The organism is Metabacillus litoralis (genome assembly GCF_007994985.1).
Lineage (GTDB): Bacteria > Bacillota > Bacilli > Bacillales > Bacillaceae > Metabacillus > Metabacillus litoralis.
In genome coordinates this window covers 31,413-48,962 of sequence record NZ_VOQF01000003.1, presented here as the reverse complement: position 1 = coordinate 48,962, position 17,550 = coordinate 31,413, and the positions used below count along the sequence as shown (strand labels likewise).

The 17,550-nt window shown below is 33.7% G+C and carries 19 protein-coding genes; 9 read left to right on the top strand and 10 right to left on the bottom strand.

Annotation, left to right across the window (positions count from 1 at the left end; genetic code table 11):
* The first annotated feature begins 687 nt into the window (after positions 1-687).
* The 4 genes from FS935_RS05285 (at position 688) to FS935_RS05270 (ending at position 5,089) form a co-directional block, all read left to right on the top strand.
* On the top strand, positions 688-1,395 hold the full coding sequence (locus FS935_RS05285; protein ID WP_146946526.1) for a response regulator transcription factor: 708 nt from the start codon (positions 688-690) through the stop codon (positions 1,393-1,395).
* Entirely contained in the window at positions 1,392-2,393 is a 1,002-nt protein-coding gene (locus FS935_RS05280) for a sensor histidine kinase (protein ID WP_146946525.1), read from the top strand. The genes FS935_RS05285 and FS935_RS05280 overlap by 4 nt, the downstream gene beginning before the upstream one ends.
* A gap of 94 nt (positions 2,394-2,487) precedes the next feature.
* Positions 2,488-3,252: an ABC transporter ATP-binding protein gene (locus FS935_RS05275; protein ID WP_146946523.1), complete on the top strand. Its 765-nt coding sequence runs from the start codon at positions 2,488-2,490 to the stop codon at positions 3,250-3,252.
* A complete protein-coding gene (locus FS935_RS05270; RefSeq protein WP_146946521.1) occupies positions 3,227-5,089 on the top strand; it encodes an FtsX-like permease family protein in 1,863 nt (620 codons plus the stop codon). Before FS935_RS05275 ends, FS935_RS05270 begins: the two co-directional genes overlap by 26 nt.
* Before the next feature lie 206 nt (positions 5,090-5,295).
* On the opposite strand, the gene nadE is transcribed toward FS935_RS05270, so the two are convergent.
* The 7 genes from nadE to FS935_RS05235 all read right to left on the bottom strand — a co-directional run bounded on the left by nadE (position 5,296) and on the right by FS935_RS05235 (position 11,595).
* Positions 5,296-6,114, bottom strand: a complete 819-nt coding sequence (gene nadE / locus FS935_RS05265; protein WP_146946519.1) for an NAD(+) synthase — start codon at positions 6,112-6,114, stop codon at positions 5,296-5,298.
* 12 nt (positions 6,115-6,126) lie between these two features.
* Entirely contained in the window at positions 6,127-6,741 is a 615-nt protein-coding gene (nadD, locus tag FS935_RS05260) for a nicotinate (nicotinamide) nucleotide adenylyltransferase (protein WP_146946518.1), read from the bottom strand.
* Between the two features lie 26 nt (positions 6,742-6,767).
* On the bottom strand, positions 6,768-8,249 hold the full coding sequence (locus tag FS935_RS05255) for a nicotinate phosphoribosyltransferase (RefSeq protein ID WP_146946516.1): 1,482 nt from the start codon (positions 8,247-8,249) through the stop codon (positions 6,768-6,770).
* Positions 8,250-8,363: 114 nt separating this feature from the next.
* The gene (locus FS935_RS05250; protein ID WP_146946515.1) at positions 8,364-8,912 is read right to left on the bottom strand and encodes a cysteine hydrolase family protein; all 549 of its coding nucleotides are present in this window, start codon (positions 8,910-8,912) and stop codon (positions 8,364-8,366) included.
* Positions 8,913-8,974: 62 nt separating this feature from the next.
* On the bottom strand, positions 8,975-9,754 hold the full coding sequence (locus FS935_RS05245) for an NUDIX domain-containing protein (RefSeq protein WP_146946513.1): 780 nt from the start codon (positions 9,752-9,754) through the stop codon (positions 8,975-8,977).
* Between the two features lie 196 nt (positions 9,755-9,950).
* A complete protein-coding gene (locus FS935_RS05240; RefSeq protein ID WP_146946511.1) occupies positions 9,951-10,670 on the bottom strand; it encodes a 3-ketoacyl-ACP reductase in 720 nt (239 codons plus the stop codon).
* Between the two features lie 76 nt (positions 10,671-10,746).
* Entirely contained in the window at positions 10,747-11,595 is an 849-nt protein-coding gene (locus FS935_RS05235; protein WP_158638543.1) for a VOC family protein, read from the bottom strand.
* A gap of 312 nt (positions 11,596-11,907) precedes the next feature.
* On the opposite strand from FS935_RS05235, the gene glnA reads away from it, so the two are divergent.
* The 4 genes from glnA (at position 11,908) to FS935_RS23370 (ending at position 15,775) form a co-directional block, all read left to right on the top strand.
* The gene (gene glnA, locus FS935_RS05230; protein WP_146946508.1) at positions 11,908-13,272 is read left to right on the top strand and encodes a type I glutamate--ammonia ligase; all 1,365 of its coding nucleotides are present in this window, start codon (positions 11,908-11,910) and stop codon (positions 13,270-13,272) included.
* A gap of 606 nt (positions 13,273-13,878) precedes the next feature.
* On the top strand, positions 13,879-15,306 hold the full coding sequence (locus FS935_RS05225; protein ID WP_158638542.1) for a PAS domain S-box protein: 1,428 nt from the start codon (positions 13,879-13,881) through the stop codon (positions 15,304-15,306).
* Between the two features lie 64 nt (positions 15,307-15,370).
* A complete protein-coding gene (locus tag FS935_RS05220) occupies positions 15,371-15,589 on the top strand; it encodes a hypothetical protein (protein ID WP_146946505.1) in 219 nt (72 codons plus the stop codon).
* A 48-nt stretch (positions 15,590-15,637) separates the two neighbouring features.
* Positions 15,638-15,775, top strand: a complete 138-nt coding sequence (locus FS935_RS23370) for a hypothetical protein (protein WP_158638541.1) — start codon at positions 15,638-15,640, stop codon at positions 15,773-15,775.
* 97 nt (positions 15,776-15,872) lie between these two features.
* On the opposite strand, the gene FS935_RS05215 is transcribed toward FS935_RS23370, so the two are convergent.
* Together FS935_RS05215 and FS935_RS05210 are read right to left on the bottom strand one after the other, a co-directional pair.
* The gene (locus FS935_RS05215) at positions 15,873-16,262 is read right to left on the bottom strand and encodes an Hsp20/alpha crystallin family protein (protein WP_146946504.1); all 390 of its coding nucleotides are present in this window, start codon (positions 16,260-16,262) and stop codon (positions 15,873-15,875) included.
* A gap of 354 nt (positions 16,263-16,616) precedes the next feature.
* Positions 16,617-16,763, bottom strand: coding sequence for a small acid-soluble spore protein P (locus FS935_RS05210; RefSeq protein WP_146946502.1), 147 nt, complete (start codon positions 16,761-16,763; stop codon positions 16,617-16,619).
* A gap of 283 nt (positions 16,764-17,046) precedes the next feature.
* Here FS935_RS05210 and FS935_RS05205 point away from each other — a divergent pair, with 283 nt between their 5' ends.
* The gene (locus FS935_RS05205; RefSeq protein WP_146946500.1) at positions 17,047-17,310 is read left to right on the top strand and encodes a hypothetical protein; all 264 of its coding nucleotides are present in this window, start codon (positions 17,047-17,049) and stop codon (positions 17,308-17,310) included.
* A gap of 47 nt (positions 17,311-17,357) precedes the next feature.
* Here the strand turns inward: FS935_RS05205 and sspO are convergent, their stop codons facing one another.
* Positions 17,358-17,507 (bottom strand): small acid-soluble spore protein SspO, encoded by a 150-nt coding sequence (gene sspO, locus FS935_RS05200; protein ID WP_146946499.1) that lies wholly within the window; start codon positions 17,505-17,507, stop codon positions 17,358-17,360.
* Positions 17,508-17,550: the final 43 nt, after the last annotated feature.

Below are 17,550 nucleotides of genomic sequence, written 5' to 3'. Positions count from 1 at the left end.
AATCAATTTAATTTAAAAAAGAATACCAGTTAAAAAAATGAGAGAAGCTACAAACTTCCTTATATCTTATAGTGAAAGTTGTGAATGTGAAAACCTTTCTGTTCAAGTAAGGAGTATGGAGAAAAAGAGACACATTAGGTAAAAATTGAAGAGGCTGGGACATAAGTATTCAAGTTAATGAAAAACCCGAATTATTAGGTGATATTTCAAGTAATCATTCGCTTAATAGTTCGGGTTTTTATTTGCTGTCTTTAATAGATTTTTTGATTTTGTATACTATTTTTAAGAACTAGTGGAATGGAGCGGAAGACACTAGGGCACCTACTTTGAATAGAGGAAAGGCTAAGACCCCACAGGCGCGCAGCTTACGAGGAGGCTTAACTTCCTCCCCATGGAAAGCGAGTGTCTGCAGCGCAATGGAACGAACTTGCTTCTTTCAGCTTAACTGAATTTAGATTTATTCGTCTTTTTTTATGACTTCTTTACTTATGTCCCAACCTCTTTGTAGAATTTTATTAATACAAATAATCTAATTTAATTTAAAACCTCTATTCGAAATAAAGGATAGAGTTTTTATCCTATTAACCACCTATTTAAATGACATCATATAACCTGACAGATTTTTATATTTTTGTGTAAATTCACTAGTTTTTGTGACATAATGTTCATGGAAAAAGGAGTGAGAACATGCAAAAGATTATGATTGTTGAAGATGATCCTAAAATTGCTGAGCATTTACAAGCTCATCTACATAAATACGGTTTTAATGTGACACTAGTGAAGGATTTTAATGCTGTAATGGATGAATTTCATAAAAATAAACCTGACTTAGTTTTATTAGATATTAATCTTCCAAGTTTTGATGGTTATTATTGGTGTAGACAAATTCGAAAGGAATCAATTTGTCCTGTCATCTTTCTATCAGCAAGGGTGGGAGAAATGGATCAAGTGATGGCTTTGGAAAACGGTGGAGATGATTTTATAACAAAGCCTTTTTATATTGAAGTGGTTATGGCAAAAATACGAAGTCAGCTTCGACGTGCTTATGGAGAGTATGCTGTGGTAGCGGAAGAAAGGGTATTAGAAAAAGAAGGGCTAAAGCTATTCATTGAAAGATTAGAACTCATGTTAAACAATCAAGCTGTTACACTTTCAAAGAAGGAGGCAGATATAATAGAAAGTTTGATGGATCGCTATCCTCGTGTTGCTGGCCGAGAGGATTTGCTTGTTAAGTTATGGGATGAACAAACATATGTAGATGAAAATACACTTAATGTAAATATAACAAGAGTTCGAAAAAAGTTTCTTGAGCTTGGGGTTAAAGATGCAGTTGAAACAGTTAGAGGTGTAGGTTACAGACTTAACCCTACTTGGACAAAGGTAGAGAGATTATGAAATTATTTATGAAAGAGCATTTTTTATTAATTGTTGTACAACTCATCCAATTTTCTGTCATGTTCTCTATTTATTGGCTTGATGGGTATCGATCAATTCGACCTGGTCTTTATTCAGTTTTTCTCGGAATTTTCTTTCTTGTATGTTATCTTTTTTATTATTTTAACAGTCGCCGCAATTTCTATAAACGTCTAACTAAGCCACTAGAAGCACTTGATGATTCCTTCCAAAAAACAGAACAAACTCCTATATCAGAGGCACTTGATTCGTTATTGAAAGATCAATACAAGCTGTATCAACATCAAATCAAAACCTTAGAAAATCAGCAGTTGCAGCACAATAAGTTTATGAATCAATGGGTTCATCAAATGAAAACACCACTTTCAGTTATTGAACTTACTGCACAAACACTTGATGAACCTGATTCATCAAATATTCGAGAAGAAACAGAAAAAATGAAAAACGGGTTAAATACTGTACTATATATGGCGCGACTTCGATCGATTGAACAGGACTTTTCTATAAAGCCCGTTGTATTATCTAAGATTGTCAATGAAGTAAATGGTGAAAATAAACGTTTTTTTATTAGAAATCAAGTATATCCTAAGCTTGAGGTAGAAAAAGTAGGAATTACTGTTGAATCTGATGAAAAATGGTTATTTTTTATCCTTTCTCAACTGATAAACAATGCTGTTAAGTATTCATCTGGTCAAAGCAGCAGTATTGTGATTTCTATATTTGAACAAGCTGGGGAAGCGGTGCTAGAAGTGACTGACTTTGGAGTAGGTATTCCTGATACGGATAAAAGGCGTGTTTTTTCACCATTTTTTACAGGGGAGAATGGTCGTGAATTTAGAGAATCTACAGGAGTGGGACTTTATTTAGTAAAGGAAGCTGTTGATCATCTTGGACATGTGATTGAATTTGATTCTGAAATTGGAGAAGGTACGACATTTAGATTGGTTTTTTCACAAACTCAAAACCTTACATCGTTGTAAGAATAGTGAAAGATGAATCGATAGTTTACCACTTATTTGTAAAGCTATACTAATCACAGGTTAAACGAAAATGAGGAATCGAGGAGATCTTGTGATGTTATATGTAAACCAAGTTAGTAAAATCTATGAAGGCAAAATCACATATCGTGCATTGACAGATATTGACCTGACTATTGAGACTGGAGAGTTTGTTGGAATAATGGGACCTTCTGGAAGTGGGAAAACAACCCTTCTCAATTTAATTGCAACTATTGATGAACCTACAACAGGTAAAATTCTTATTAATGAAAAAAATCCCCATCAGTTAAAAAGAGATGAATTGGCTAAATTTCGCCGCAGAGAATTGGGTTTTGTTTTTCAAGATTTTAATCTGCTTCATACATTAACAGTTGAAGAAAACATTGTACTTCCTTTAACACTAGAAGGGAAAAAAGTAGAAGAAATGAAACAGAAAGCTCGTGACATTGCTGAGAAGCTTGGGATTTCAGAAATTATGAATAAGCGCACATATGAAATATCGGGTGGTCAAGCACAAAGAGCAGCTGTGGCTAGAGCAATGATTCATAATCCTAAACTGCTACTAGCCGATGAACCAACAGGTAATCTTGATTCGAAATCTTCTAAGGATGTCATGGAGATGCTAGAATATATTAATAATAAGGAACGAACAACAATGATGCTTGTAACTCATGATCCACAAGCGGCTAGCTATTGTAATCGAGTTGTTTTTATTCGCGATGGGAAGTTTTATTCGGAAATTCACCGTGGGAACAATCGTCAGGCCTTTTTCCAGAAGATTATTGATACACTTTCTTTATTGGGAGGGGATGCACATGACCTTTCGTCAATTCGCGTTTAATAATGTCACACGAAATAAAAGACTTTATGCAGCTTATTTTCTTAGTAGTTTGTTTACCGTTATGGTCTTTTTTACGTTTGCAATTTTTGCCTTTCATCCGGTATTAAGTGGAGATGAAATGAATGGTAATGTAACAAGTGGTATGTATATTTCTGCTTGGATTATTTATGTTTTTTCTTTCTTCTTTATTTTGTATTCAATGAGCTCTTTTCTACAGTCACGTAAAAAAGAATTTGGCTTATTGATGTTGCAAGGAATGACATCCAAGCAAATTCGTTTAATGGTTTTTCTGGAAAATATGCTAATTGGATTTTTTGCTACTCTTGGTGGAATATTGCTAGGGTTAGTTTTTGCGAAAGGAATTCTACTTTTAGCAGAAAATGTGCTAATTATCGATGAACGCCTTCATTTTTATCTTCCGATTCAGGCCATGATCCTATCATTTTTTTCTTTTATTTTATTATTTTTCTGTATCTCTCTTTTTGTTTCTTATGTTTTAAGAAGTAAAAAATTAATTGATTTAATTAAAGGGAACAAGAAGTCAAAGGGAGAACCAAAAGCAAATCTCTTTTTAACGATAATTGCTGTTTCATTATTAGGCATAGGCTATGCTGTTGCTTTAATGGTAAAAGGGGTTGTAGTAATCACGGTTATGGTACCGGTAATACTGTTAGTCATTGCTGGAACATATCTTATGTTTACTCAATTAAGTGTTTTTGTCATTGGTAGGTTAAAAAAGAAAGAATCTTTTTTCTGGTATAAAACAAACATGCTCTTGTTTTCAGATCTTGCTTTTCGGATGAAAGATAATGCACGAACGTTCTTTATGGTCTCAATCGTGTCAACGATTGCATTTTGTGCTATTGGAACTTTATTCGGTTTTCAAGCGTGGTCTACCTCAGGAACGAAAATTACAAATCCTAACTCTATTACCTATAGAGGTCAAAATGCCGACGTGGAAGTAGCACTTATTAACAAAACGTTACAAAAGCACAATATTGTCGCTAAAGAAGAACAAATGATGTTAAGCTATTTTGAAGTAGAAGGAGAAAAAATTGTCATTGCAAAGCAATCTGATTATAACCATTTTGCCAAGTTAATTGACGAAGAAATCATTAACCTTCAAGAGGGACAGATGATCACTGTTGAATTTGAAGGATTTTCTTTTGGACAAATGAATATAGATAGAAATGAGTCAGTGAAGCTAAATTCAGGAGATATTTTAAAATCAACAGAAGTGATCTATTCTAGAGCATTACCTTCAACAGATCCTTATTATGTTGTTTCAGATGAAGATTTCGAACAAATTTCAACAGAGCCTGCTGATGAGGTATATTTTCATGCCTGGCAAGTGACATCAGGAAAAGAAAATGTTATCGAAGCTTCAGAAAAATTACAGCAGAACCTGAAACCTTATGAATTTACATCTGTTGATTATGATGTTTATCAAATAAATAAATCATATGCACCCATTTTGTTTGTGGGGTTATTTATTGGAATTGTCTTTTTTATCTCAGCTGGTAGTTTTCTATATTTCCGTCTATACATGGATTTAGATGAGGATAAACAAAAATTTAAATCTATTTCCAAAATGGGATTAAGCGAAAAAGAGCTAAAAAAAGTGCTAACAAAGCAAACGGCTATTCTATTTTTTGCACCAATTATTGTAGCACTCATTCATGGTGCTGTTGCTTTAACGGCTTTATCAAACTTTTTCTCCTTTAATTTATTTAAGGAATCCGTTGGTGTGCTTGGAGTTTTCTTCATTATACAAGTAGTTTATTATTTTATCGTGCGTTTTTTCTATTCAAAACAGTTCATTGCTTCTGTTCAGTAAAATAATACGTGGTGTGAACTCGTTACAGATTCAATTAAATAAGATAAGTTAACAAAACCAGAAAAAAGACGTACTCGTTAATAAGAGTTGCGCCTTTTTTTTGGAGAAATAAATCTAACTTCTATCATTCCCTTTGGTAGTATGATGGTAAGAGCCTGTACTTAGTTTTAATACCTAGCTCTAGGCACTTATAAAATTCACTTAAATCATTTCCACCAATTATCATGCATAGAAGCAGGAACTTCACGTTTATGCTGACTCGTGATATAGCGCTTTTCAATTTTTTCAGCGATGTTCTTTGTTACTTCTTTTCCTTCTAAGTAATCATCTAATTCATCATAAGTAATGCCAAGCTCAGTTTCGTCAGCTTGAAGTGGTGTGTTATCAAGTAAATCAGCTGTTGGTGTTTTTAGGTATAAACGTTCTGGAGCTTCGAGCTCTTGAAGTAAGCTTTTTCCTTGACGTTTTGTTAGTCCAGTTAATGGAAGAAGATCTGCTCCTCCATCTCCATATTTTGTGAAAAAACCAGTAACAGCTTCTGCAGCATGATCAGTCCCAATGACTAATAAACCGTTTTGTCCTCCGATTGCATACTGTGTGATCATTCTTACTCGAGCCTTTACATTACCTTTATTAAAATCAGTAAGAGCTTCATTAGTCGTTTGATTATAACTAGTTGCAAAAGTATCAACAGTATTTGAAATATCAAAGGCAATACTTTCATCTGGCTTGATAAAAGAGAGGGCTAGCTGAGCATCATCTTCATCCTTTTGAATACCATAGGGAAGTCTAACAGCTGTGAATGTCGCTGAATGTCCTTCAGCTCGTAATTGTTCAACAGCCAATTGTGCTAGACGACCAGCTAATGTAGAATCTTGACCACCACTAATGCCTAACACGAACCCTTTTGCACCAGTTTTTTTAACATACTCCTTTAAGAAAGCAATTCGTGCAGAAATTTCTTCCCTAGGATTTATTGTTTCTTTTACATTTAAGTCGTTCATAATTTGTTTTTGTAGATTCATCATAATTTCCTCCTACTGATATAGTCCATGCTTTTTAATATACTTATAACAAGCTTCAGGAAGAAGGTAGCGTGGATCTCCACCTAAAGAAAATTCATCTCTTATATATGAAGAACTGATTTCCATTGCTAAACCCTTATCTAGCAAATGGAAAGTTTTCCCATCATCATTATTTCGTAAAATAGGTGAGCTACTTATTGCCCGAAGCATATTAATCTCATTTCTAGCCATAACAATAAATTGGTTTTCTTTAACTAAAAGATCGCCATTTCCCCATTTTCCCTGGCCAATATCAATTAATAGATCAGCACCCATAATGAAATAAATACGATCATCTTTAAATTTATTTTTGAAATGCTTTAATGTTTCGTAGGTTGTGATTTTCCATGCATTTTGATTCATTTCATAAGCATCTGCTTCAAACTGATTATTATCATTAATTGCTAGCTCGAGCATATTCCAGCGATGTTGATCTTCTGTTTGCATTTTCTTGTCTCTACGCTTATTTGAGCAAGGAAGGAAGATGATTTTATCTAGATTGCATCGATGTAGGATTGTATTTGCTGTCCAAAGATGAACATTAGTAACTGGATCAAAGGAAGAACCATAAATGCCGATTTTACCCATAAACACAACCTCCATAAAATCTAGTTTTAATATTCAGTTCTAGTACTAACCATTTCAGCAACTTTAGAGTTTACTTCATTTATATTGTTCATTTTATTTTCCCAACAAGCTTGACTTAAATCGACCGGATATTCCTCAGGATGAAGGGCACGTTTATATTCATCCCATAGCAAGTCGAGATTTGCTGCTGTATATTTTTGCATGCTCTCTAATGAAGGAGTATCATACACAAGCTTTCCTGAATTAAAAATTTGGTGATGAAGATTTTTCGCTTCAAAATTTGTGACAAATTTACTTACAAACGTGTGAATAGGGTGAAACATTTTTAATTTTTCCTCTTTCTCAGGTTCTTCGTTATAAAGTGTGATATAGTCACCTTCAGATTTTCCGTTCAGTTTGTTGATAATTCGATAAACCTTTTTTAAGCCTGGAGTAGAAACCTTCTCAGGGTTACCACTGATTTTGATGGTATCGACCATTTCGCCATTTTCATCCTCGATAGAAGCAAGCTTATAAACAGCACCTAAAGCAGGCTGATCAAAAGCAGTGATAAGCTTTGTACCAATTCCCCAAATATCAATTTTAGCTCCCTGTGACTTCAAGTTTATAATTGTTGCTTCATCAAGATCGTTTGAAGCGATAATTTTTGTATCATGGAAACCAGCTTGATCAAGCATTTTTCTAGCTTCTTTTGATAGGTAAGCTAAATCTCCGCTATCTAGACGAATTCCTTTAAATTGAATCTGATCGCCCAATTCTTTTGCTACCTTTATCGCATTTGGTACACCAGATTTTAATGTATTATAGGTGTCTACTAGAAAAACACAATCTTTATGTCTACCTGCATATTTATGAAAAGCAATATATTCATCCTTATAAGCTTGCACAAAAGAGTGAGCGTGTGTTCCCGAAACAGGAATACCAAACATTTTTCCAGCTCGAACATTAGATGTGGCATTAAAACCACCAATATATGCTGCTCTTGTTCCCCAAATAGCGGCATCAAGCTCGTGGGCACGTCTTGTGCCAAATTCCATAACAACATCATTTCCTACAACTTGCTTAATTCGAGCAGCCTTTGTCGCAATAAGGGTTTGATAATTAACAATATTTAAAAGAGCGGTTTCGATAAGCTGAGCTTCAACTAATGGGGCTTCAACTCGGATAATTGGTTCGTTCCCGAAAACCATTTCTCCTTCTTGGACAGAGTAAACATTTCCTGTAAAACGTATTTGTTGTAAATAATGTAAAAAGTCATCTTGATAACCTAGCTGATTTCGTAAATAATCGATATCTGATTCAGTAAATGCGAAGTTTTCAAGATATTCAATAATTCTTTCAAGCCCAGCAAAAATACCATAACCATTTCCAAAGGGAAGCTTACGAAAATATACTTCAAAAATCGCTTTGCGGTTATGAATACCGTCCTCCCAGTATGATTCAGCCATATTTATTTGATAAAGATCTGTGTGTAATGCTAAACTATCATCTTTATATTGTGTTTTCATATTTCCTATTCCTCCACAGTAAGTTCAATTTTTCACATAAATGATCGTGAAAGAGGGGGATATTTACCAAGGGTTAATTATTACGAGCTACTCATAAAAACTATAATTTCTAATTTAAACAACAGTAGCGTTTAAAGAGCCTTTAAAATGCTGTAATGCCCAATCATGTCCTTGTTGATTAAAGCTAGCAATAGCTTTTTCATGAATGACAATTTTATAGCCTTTGTTATAAGCATCTACTGCAGTGTGTAAAACACAAATATCTGTACAAACACCAACTAAATGGAGCTCAGTTATTTCACGTTCTTTTAGTTTTAAATCTAAATTTGTTCCCACAAATGCACTGTAGCGGGTTTTATCCATCCAGTAGACATTGTTTTTTTCTTTATAATCATCATAAGTAGCTTGAAGACCACCATAGAGTTTTCTACCTTCAGTGCCACGTATATTATGTGGGGGGTAAAGGGCTGTTTCAGGATGGAACTCATCATTTTGTTCGTGCATATCAATGGCAAAAACGACAAAATCATTTTGTGAAACAAATTGTTTTGTTAAATTAACAATTTCTAATTCAATCTCTTGACCTGGCTTTCCACATGTTAATGCACCATTATCTGCAACAAAATCATTCGTATAATCAATATTTATTAAGGCTTTTTTCATTTTTGTACCTCCTAATAATAAAAATAAAAAATGCTATTTGTAAACATGTATGCTTACCTAAATCAGTATCTTGCCGTATAAATGGGTCTTGCGACATTTATATCTTCAACAAAACGATAAAGCTGAGTGGGTGTTTTAGAAGTTCTTTGTGTTTTTTGTCCGGTTACTTCTTCTATAAAAGGGAGACTTTTAATTTTTCTTGAAAATGCTTGATCACTCGAGATCGCTGGATCGTTTGTAACAGTTTTTAAAACAGCCTGTAGCTCTGAATAGGTAAAATGATTTTGTAGAAAGTTCTTTGCAATTGGTGTTTGCAGGAGATCATGTTTAATAATTGAAATGGCCTCACTAATAATTTCTGCATGATCAAACGCTAAGTCTAGCTGTAGTACATCATCAATTGAAAATAATCTTACATCTTCTGCATCATCATTTGCTTTCCTTTTTGATAGCGTATGTTCAGGTACAATGGCATAGTGCGCATTCGAGAGGATCCAGCCCCGAGGGTCTCTGCCTGGTTTGTCATATACACCATAATGTTTAATATGAATACTTGCTACACCAGTTTCTTCTTCTAATTCTCGTTTAGCGGCTTCTAGAGCTGTTTCATCTGGCTGAACAAAACCACCTGGTAAAGCCCATTTTCCAGCTTCAATATTTGGGTTTCCTTCAGCATTTCTTTCAGATCTCTTAATTAACATGAGCATTAACTTCATTAGTGGTGGTTTAAACTCACCAACCTTGGATGAAATAATTGTAAAAACAGCAATGTCAGAAGTGTACCCATCTGGAGTCTGGAATTGTTTTGAATCATATAGATCTAATGCTTCTTTGTTTGACATCTGCTCAAGCTCCTATATGTTATTTAATTAACAAAATGTTAATTGTTAATTGTATTATATGGTAAACTTCTTACAATGTCTACACTGTTTAGGAAAAATAGGGAAAAAGTAGGGGGAAGGGTAAGCAGAAGGGTTTTAGAGTGATTTATCGACAAAAATAGAAAATGCCGATACTATGTGCATCGGCATTTTGTTTTTATGGATTCGTTGACCACATTCCGGCTGATTTAATGAAAATACGAGGATGTAATTTTAATTGCGATATCATAATTTCAGCTAAATCCTCTGGTTGCATAACTTTGTCTGGATTTCCATCTGTTAAGTTTTCTTTATATGCTAATTCAGTTGCTACTGTACTTGGAGTAAGAGCTGTTACTCGAATATTATGTTTACGAACTTCAAGTGCTAATGATTCTGTTAAACCTAGTACTCCAAATTTCGAAGCACTATAAGCACTAGTAACTGGAGCACCTTTTTGACCAGCAGTTGAAGAAATATTAATAATATCTCCACCATTTTTTTCAATTAATTGTGGTAGCACTGCACGGGTTACATAATAAACACCCATTAAATTAACATCAATAATATTTTTCCATTCTTGTGGATCAAGTTCCAGAAATTTACCAAACTTTCCAATACCAGCATTATTAATTAAAATATCAGTTGGTCCAAGGGATTTTGTGATTTTTTCAACAGCAGCATTCACTTCATCAATTGATGAGACATCCGCAGTAGCATAAGCTGATTTTGCTCCTATTGCCTCAATTTCCTTTGTTACGTCAATTAGATCCTTTTCTGTACGAGCTAATAAACCTACAGAAACTCCTTCTTTTGCTAATGCAAGAGCAATTGCACGCCCAATACCTTTTCCAGCTCCTGTAACAAGAGCTACTTTACCATCTAATGATTGTGCCATTTTTATTTGGCTCCCTTCAATATGTAAGATCTGATTTCTATAATACTATGGTTTAATTGATAGTCAAAAATTCTGCTTAAATTGATAAAAGAATTAAATTGTCAGAAGGATCCTTGACAGTATAATTACTATCTTGATTATGAGTGTTAATATTGTGCATCTTAAGCTGAGCAATTACAGCTTTTCTTGTTTCTTCATTAGGATACATTATTGTAAAAGATTTTAAACCAATTTCATCTGCATTTGAGGGTGAAGCATCTTTTGAGTGCCAAGTATTTAATCCAATATGATGATGATAACCTCCTGTGGACATAAACAGAGCTTGGTTACCATAACGATTGACAATATTAAAACCGAGAAGTTGATAAAATCTTTCTGAATCAGCAATATTTGCTACTTGAAGATGAATATGCCCAATAATTGTTTCTGGTGATAACTTAATAAAGGGGATATCACATTTTTGAGCTAATAAATCCTGAACATCTAGATGATTTGTCGCCATTTCAATCGTGTTATTATTTTTGGTCCATGTATCTGTTGGTCGATCAACATAAAGCTCAATTCCATTGCCGTCTGGATCTGCTAAGTAGATGGCTTCACTTACTAGGTGATCTGAAGCACCTTGAAGAGGATACTTCGTTAATAAAAGATGATTTAGACAATTTGCAAGCTCTTTCCGACTTGGAAATAATAGTGCAATATGATACAGGCCTGTTTTATTATGTGAAAGAGGGATCGTACTTTCAACTTCTTCAAGTGTGATTAGTATATCTTTTCCATTAGTTGAAAGATGTGCTATATGTTTTGTTTGCTTAAGTACATTAAATCCTAGTTTTTCTTTATAAAATGAAATCGATTTTGATAACTGACTAACCTTAAGGTGTATATGGTTAACATTTGTTGTGTGTGTACCGTGAAATAGCAACTTTATCTCTCCTTATTTAAATACTTACTTTTTGTAAGTAAAATATATCTTTTACTAGTCGTTGTGGTCAAGAAAATACACTTAGAGGGTTGAGTGTATAAAAATACAACGATATTAATTAATATGTTATCAAAGAGTAGTTTAAACCCATTTATTCCCTTATAAATGCTTGGAGTTGTATGTAAACGCTTTCTAATAAAATATTATAAAAATACAGAAAATTTAATAGAAAAAGACTTGTCAAATTTACAATCTTTAAATATAATAAACTCATGTTATAAAAAACGACATTGAAATGAGAGGTTATCTAACATGGCTGAAGCGGTTATTTCAAAAGGAAAAAATGATACAGAAACTCTTGCACAAATTAAAGAAATCATTAGCTCGAAAAATGTTGAGCTTATACATCTACAATTCGTAGACATAGAAGGCATTTTAAAAAGTGTTACGGTAACTGTAGAACAATTTGATGATGTAGCAGCAGGTAAGCAAATGTTTGACGGTTCATCAGTTAAAGGTTTTTCACCAATTAACAAATCAGATTTATACTTAATTCCAGATTATTCAACATTTGCAGTTTTACCTTGGACAGTTGAAGAAGGATATTCAGAAGCGCGTTTCTTATGCTCGGCAGCTAATCCAGATGGAACACTTTTTGAAGGAGATACACGTAACGTCTTAAAAAAGACTGTTAAGCGTGCTGCAGATCAAGGATATACAATCTCTGTAGGACCTGAACTAGAATTCTTCTTATTTAAAGCAGATGAAAACGGTAATCCAACTTCTGAGTTAGGTGATAATGGTGGATACTTCGAGCCATCACCAAAGGATTTAGGAGAGCGTGTACGTCTAGAAATATATAGAGCATTAAAAGCAATGGGCTTTACAATTGAAGCATCTCACCATGAGGTTGCTGAAGGACAACACGAAATTAATTTTAAATATGCAGATGCCCTAGGTGCTGCAGATATGTCTACAACGTACAAATGGGTTGTTAAAACGATAGCGCAAAAATTCGGATTACATGCGACATTTATGCCAAAACCTGTATTCGGTATTAACGGATCTGGAATGCATGTAAATATGTCATTCTTCAAAGATGGCGAAAATGCATTTTATGATGAATCAGATGAACTTCAATTATCAACAGAAGCATATCAATTTATTGCTGGATTAGTAGAAAACGTGAAAAGTTTTGCTGCAATTACAAATCCACTAGTAAACTCTTATAAACGCTTAGTACCTGGATATGAAGCACCTTGTTATATTGCATGGTCTGCATCTAATCGTTCTGCACTAATTCGTATTCCTGCTAAAAAAGGAATGGCAACACGTGTTGAACTTCGTTGTCCAGATCCATCGGCAAACCCATACTTAACATTTGCCGTAATCGCATCTGCGGGTCTTGATGGCATTGAAAAAGAATTACCAGTATCTGCATCTATTAACGAAGATATCTTCCATATGACAGAAGAACGTCGTGAAGAATTAGGTATTGAAAATCTTCCTGGAAGCCTTGAAGCAGCAGTAGCTGAGCTACAAAACGGAGAAATCGGCCGTAAAACTTTAGGTGATCATGTATTTAATGAATACGTAGCAGCTAAAAAAGCTGAGTGGGATAGCTATCGTACAGCTGTACATTCTTGGGAACTAGATAACTACCAATCTAAATTCTAAATAATTAATGAAAAAGTAGGTGACTTTGGTTACCTGCTTTTTTTGTTGTGAAAAAAGGATTATTAGAAATGTTAGTAGATCCTTTTTGTAATCACTAAAAATAGTTTTTATATTGATTGCCATCACATACTTCATTCTTAGAAACGTTTAACATCAGTAATAAATTTATTCAACTTTTAAGTAGGCTATGTTAAAGGTTAATGTTGATTTTTAGCACGATGTTGATTCGAGGTGAATATATATGAGACTCCTACTTAGAGAAGCGTGTCAAAGGGAGACCCCGCAGGCGCGCAGCTTACGAGGAAGCACCCGGACCTAGGAAGAATTGTCTTTATTCTTCCCTAGGAAAAAAGGTGCTTTTTTCCCGGGAAAGCGAATACCTGTAACGGAAATCAACAACAAAGTTTAACAGAGCTAAATTAAAAATTAATCGACATATATCTACATACTTCGACTGTGAACGATGGGGTAATGAATAGTAAGTCTATGAATGCCAACTAAAAACGGTGACATTTGGGTATAAATTTATGAAAGATATGGTTATTCGTGTCGGAAGTTGTTATAGTAGTGATTATACTTTATCTGTAAATAAAGGTCGGATGCAATTTGATACTAGAATCATCAATATTAGAAAAAGTTTTTTTACAGTCACGAATACCACAAATGATCTTTCAACAGGATTTTATTAATAATATTGCAAATAATGCATTTTTTCAATTTATTGGTTACACAGAAGAAGAATGGAGAAAAATTTCTGTTCAGGAAATCTCTCATCCAGAGGATTATGAATTAGATTTACAGCTATTCAGAGATATGTTAACAGGTTTACGTGATTCTTATCAGCTGGAAAAGCGTTATTTTCATAAAAATGGAGAGATTATCTGGGGATCTTTAAATGTTACATTAATTGAAGATTCTTATTCTGAAAAGAAATATTTTTTAGCACAAGTGCTAGATATTACTGAGGAGAAAAATCTCGAGCAGGTACTTACCAAAAATGAGCAGAAATATCGTTTATTAGCTGAAAATTCTTCTGACATCATTAATCTCCATTTAAAGGATGGTCAGTTTATTTATAATTCACCTTCGATCAAGCAAATTCTAGGTTATGAGGCTGCTGAATTACTAGGCGACAAACCTAGTGATTATATACATCCTGATGATCTTTCACTTATAAAGGAAAAGCATACATATCTTATAAATCATCAAGGTCCTTTATTGATTTCATATCGTGCTAGGAACAAGAATGGTACATATATTCCTTTAGAGTCAAGTGTAAAATCTGTTTTTGATGAAAAAACTGGTCTTGTAACAGGTTTCATTTCAATTACAAGGGATATCCGTAGTAGAGTTGAACAAGATATTTTATTGCGAAAGTCAGAAAAACTTGCCGTTGTTGGTCAATTGGCAGCTGCTGTTGCCCATGAAATTCGTAATCCTTTAACTTCTATTAAAGGATTCATGCAACTATTTTATTCTACAAAGGAATGTAATGAAGAACTAATAAACGTAGCTTTTAGTGAAATTAATCGGGTTGAAGAAATTATCTCAGAATTTCTTACTCTTGCTCGCCCACATCAAGAAAAAAAGGAACCAATAAAGGTTCATGACTTGATGAAACAAGTTGTTCAATTACTTCAAGCACAAGCGATACTAATAAATAAAGAAATTAAGTGCAAGATAGAAGAAGATATCCCAGTTATGTATGGTGATCCAAATGCATTGAAGCAAGTATTTTTTAATATTATTCAAAATGGCTTAGATGCAATCGACGAAAGAGGCTTTGTTATTATAAAAATAACATCTTCTGATCAATCAATAAGAATAGATTTTATAGATAATGGTCGCGGTATTCCTAAGGAACGATTACAACGAATCGCAGAGCCTTTTTATTCTACAACAGAAAAGGGAACAGGCTTTGGTTTATTAACAAGCTATAAAACTGTTGAAAATCATAATGGGAAGTTAGAAATCGATTCAACTGTTGGTATTGGAACAACCGTAACGATATTTTTACCGAATGCATCTAACTAGAAAAACATTATTTATCAATGGTATAGTTATTTTTAAATAATGAAAGAAGTTAGAGGGTGTTATTTTGTATTATGTTGTATTAGATCTAGGATGTTCGGATTGTGGTGAAAGCTCAAATATCCTTGGTATTTTTACTTCGCTCGAGTTTGCTAAAAGTGCGCGTGAAGAATATAAGGAGAAAAACCGGTTAGATGAATATTCTGATCATGAATTTTTTATTTACCAAATTGATACTTTAGATAAAATTTATCATAATAGTTTTGATCATCTTGTAGATTCATGAAACAATCCCTATTTCTAAGCATACTATGTTTAGAAAAGGGGTTATAACATGGATAAATATTACTGTTCAAGATGTATGCTAATATCTGATGAAAGTACGCCGTGTAAACAATGTGGTCATATAGAACTTAAGCATATTTGGATTACTGTTCAAGATCAAAAAGCAGAATATTATGTGGAAGATTGAAAATGACAGCACTCATGGCTGTCATTTTGTTTTTGAGAAGATAATGATCGAGAGAAAATCCGAACTATGGATGAGGAAAGATTGGTAGTGTTAAAATTTAATCATAAATGTTAATGGATTTATTTTTATGATTTGAGGTAAGATTTTTTGAGATGTTTATTTCTAAAATCCCATTATTGAATATAGCTGTTATTTTTTTATCTTCTATTTTAATAGGTAGAATGATATTTCTTGTCACTATATCATTTTGTTGTAATGCTAGTACTGATATTTTGATTACTTCTTTGTTAACGGTTACAGAGATATTTTCTTTTTTTATTTTATCTCCTAGCTCCGCTTCTATAATAAATTCTTCACTTGTCTCGAACAAATCTACTCGAAATGTTTCTTCATCCAATAAACTTGTGAATGGGTCAACGAAAAATTGAGTCATCCATTCTTCGATTCCTTTTATATTCATCGGATTCGAACATTTTCTTATATTCATTTTTGATGACCTCCATTTGGTGATTACAAATAGTAAAAACCCTCCCTTACCTGTTAAAATATTCAACTGGATTGTATTTGTGAACGGGTGTTGTCCATTTAAAGTGAAGTTAGTAAATTTGTGTATTGACTAATAGTGGAAAGGGTACTGGAAGATGTCAAAGAACAAGGGGAAAACAAGTTCGTTCCAAAACGCTGCAGACACATGTTTCGCCGAGGAGGAAGCTGAGTCTCCTCTATGCCCTTAGAAGTCGAGTGTTTTCCACTACATTTAAATAGTTCTTAAAAATAGATGTGAAATAAAAACCCGAACCATTAGGCATTAAAAAAGTACCTAATAATTCGGGTTTATCAATTACATATCATGACCTTGATTATGCTTTTGACGAGTGTGGTTAGCATTTTTCACTTTTTTTGAGCCGCTAAGTGGCTCTGGTTGCCCAGGATTGTTTCCTTTAGGAGCATTTTTTCGTATGTCTTTTCCTGTGTTTTTTTCTGTCATCTTATATCCCTCCTCTATATGTATATCATGAGTTTAAATTCTTAAAATCATGCTAGAAAAAAATGAATATTACAGTTTGTATACAAAACTCAGGACCTTGAGAATGATTTTGTTAAGAATGACTTTTCGAGGCGTGCGGCCTTGTGAGGTGCGGAGTAACCTAGTTGATAATTAGCATTGCTGCAAGGGAGTGTTTGTCAACAGTTTAATGAATATTATATTTTATTTTACACATCCTATCATATAGTTCGATACTTTTTCCTGAGAGGATAGTGAAGCACTTATGCCGTACAATAAGAATAAACAACAAGCGTTTCAAGCAGCTCAACAAGGAGCAACAGAAGCATTTGATTCATACGAAGCAATAGTGAAGGACAGTGCTGATTATGGACACCAATTAAAGCATTTAACAAATGAGGTAAATGAGGCTTATCAACAGATTAACAATGCATTAGAAACAGCCTCAGAAACACAAAGAGATCGCCTGGAACAATACCAACGTGATCTTCAACAAATTGTCCAGGATGTAAATGGATCTACAGAATAAATAAAACGACGGGAGTTCCGTCGTTTTTTTGTGCGAATTTTATCACATTATTGGTTTTTCTTACGCTTTTTATTATTTTGTCTCTGTGCAGCACTTAACGGCTCGTTTTGTAGTTCTTCATTATAACCAGTGCCAACTCCTTGAGCACTTGCATCATTCATACCCATTCTTATGTGATTTGCTTTACGTTTTGCCATAATAACAATTCACCCCCATGTAAATAGTTTGTCTAAAATTTCG

What these genes read in the sequence shown, in the direction of transcription:
- FS935_RS05285 (WP_146946526.1), top strand. Translation starts at nt 688, where the DNA reads ATGCAAAAGATTATGATTGTTGAAGATGATCCTAAAATTGCTGAGCAT.
- FS935_RS05280 (WP_146946525.1), top strand. Translation starts at nt 1,392, where the DNA reads ATGAAATTATTTATGAAAGAGCATTTTTTATTAATTGTTGTACAACTC.
- FS935_RS05275 (WP_146946523.1), top strand. Translation starts at nt 2,488, where the DNA reads ATGTTATATGTAAACCAAGTTAGTAAAATCTATGAAGGCAAAATCACA.
- FS935_RS05270 (WP_146946521.1), top strand. Translation starts at nt 3,227, where the DNA reads ATGACCTTTCGTCAATTCGCGTTTAATAATGTCACACGAAATAAAAGA.
- nadE (WP_146946519.1), bottom strand. Translation starts at nt 6,114, where the DNA reads ATGAATCTACAAAAACAAATTATGAACGACTTAAATGTAAAAGAAACA.
- nadD (WP_146946518.1), bottom strand. Translation starts at nt 6,741, where the DNA reads ATGGGTAAAATCGGCATTTATGGTTCTTCCTTTGATCCAGTTACTAAT.
- FS935_RS05255 (WP_146946516.1), bottom strand. Translation starts at nt 8,249, where the DNA reads ATGAAAACACAATATAAAGATGATAGTTTAGCATTACACACAGATCTT.
- FS935_RS05250 (WP_146946515.1), bottom strand. Translation starts at nt 8,912, where the DNA reads ATGAAAAAAGCCTTAATAAATATTGATTATACGAATGATTTTGTTGCA.
- FS935_RS05245 (WP_146946513.1), bottom strand. Translation starts at nt 9,754, where the DNA reads ATGTCAAACAAAGAAGCATTAGATCTATATGATTCAAAACAATTCCAG.
- FS935_RS05240 (WP_146946511.1), bottom strand. Translation starts at nt 10,670, where the DNA reads ATGGCACAATCATTAGATGGTAAAGTAGCTCTTGTTACAGGAGCTGGA.
- glnA (WP_146946508.1), top strand. Translation starts at nt 11,908, where the DNA reads ATGGCTGAAGCGGTTATTTCAAAAGGAAAAAATGATACAGAAACTCTT.
- FS935_RS23370 (WP_158638541.1), top strand. Translation starts at nt 15,638, where the DNA reads ATGGATAAATATTACTGTTCAAGATGTATGCTAATATCTGATGAAAGT.
- FS935_RS05215 (WP_146946504.1), bottom strand. Translation starts at nt 16,262, where the DNA reads ATGAATATAAGAAAATGTTCGAATCCGATGAATATAAAAGGAATCGAA.
- FS935_RS05210 (WP_146946502.1), bottom strand. Translation starts at nt 16,763, where the DNA reads ATGACAGAAAAAAACACAGGAAAAGACATACGAAAAAATGCTCCTAAA.
- FS935_RS05205 (WP_146946500.1), top strand. Translation starts at nt 17,047, where the DNA reads ATGCCGTACAATAAGAATAAACAACAAGCGTTTCAAGCAGCTCAACAA.
- sspO (WP_146946499.1), bottom strand. Translation starts at nt 17,507, where the DNA reads ATGGCAAAACGTAAAGCAAATCACATAAGAATGGGTATGAATGATGCA.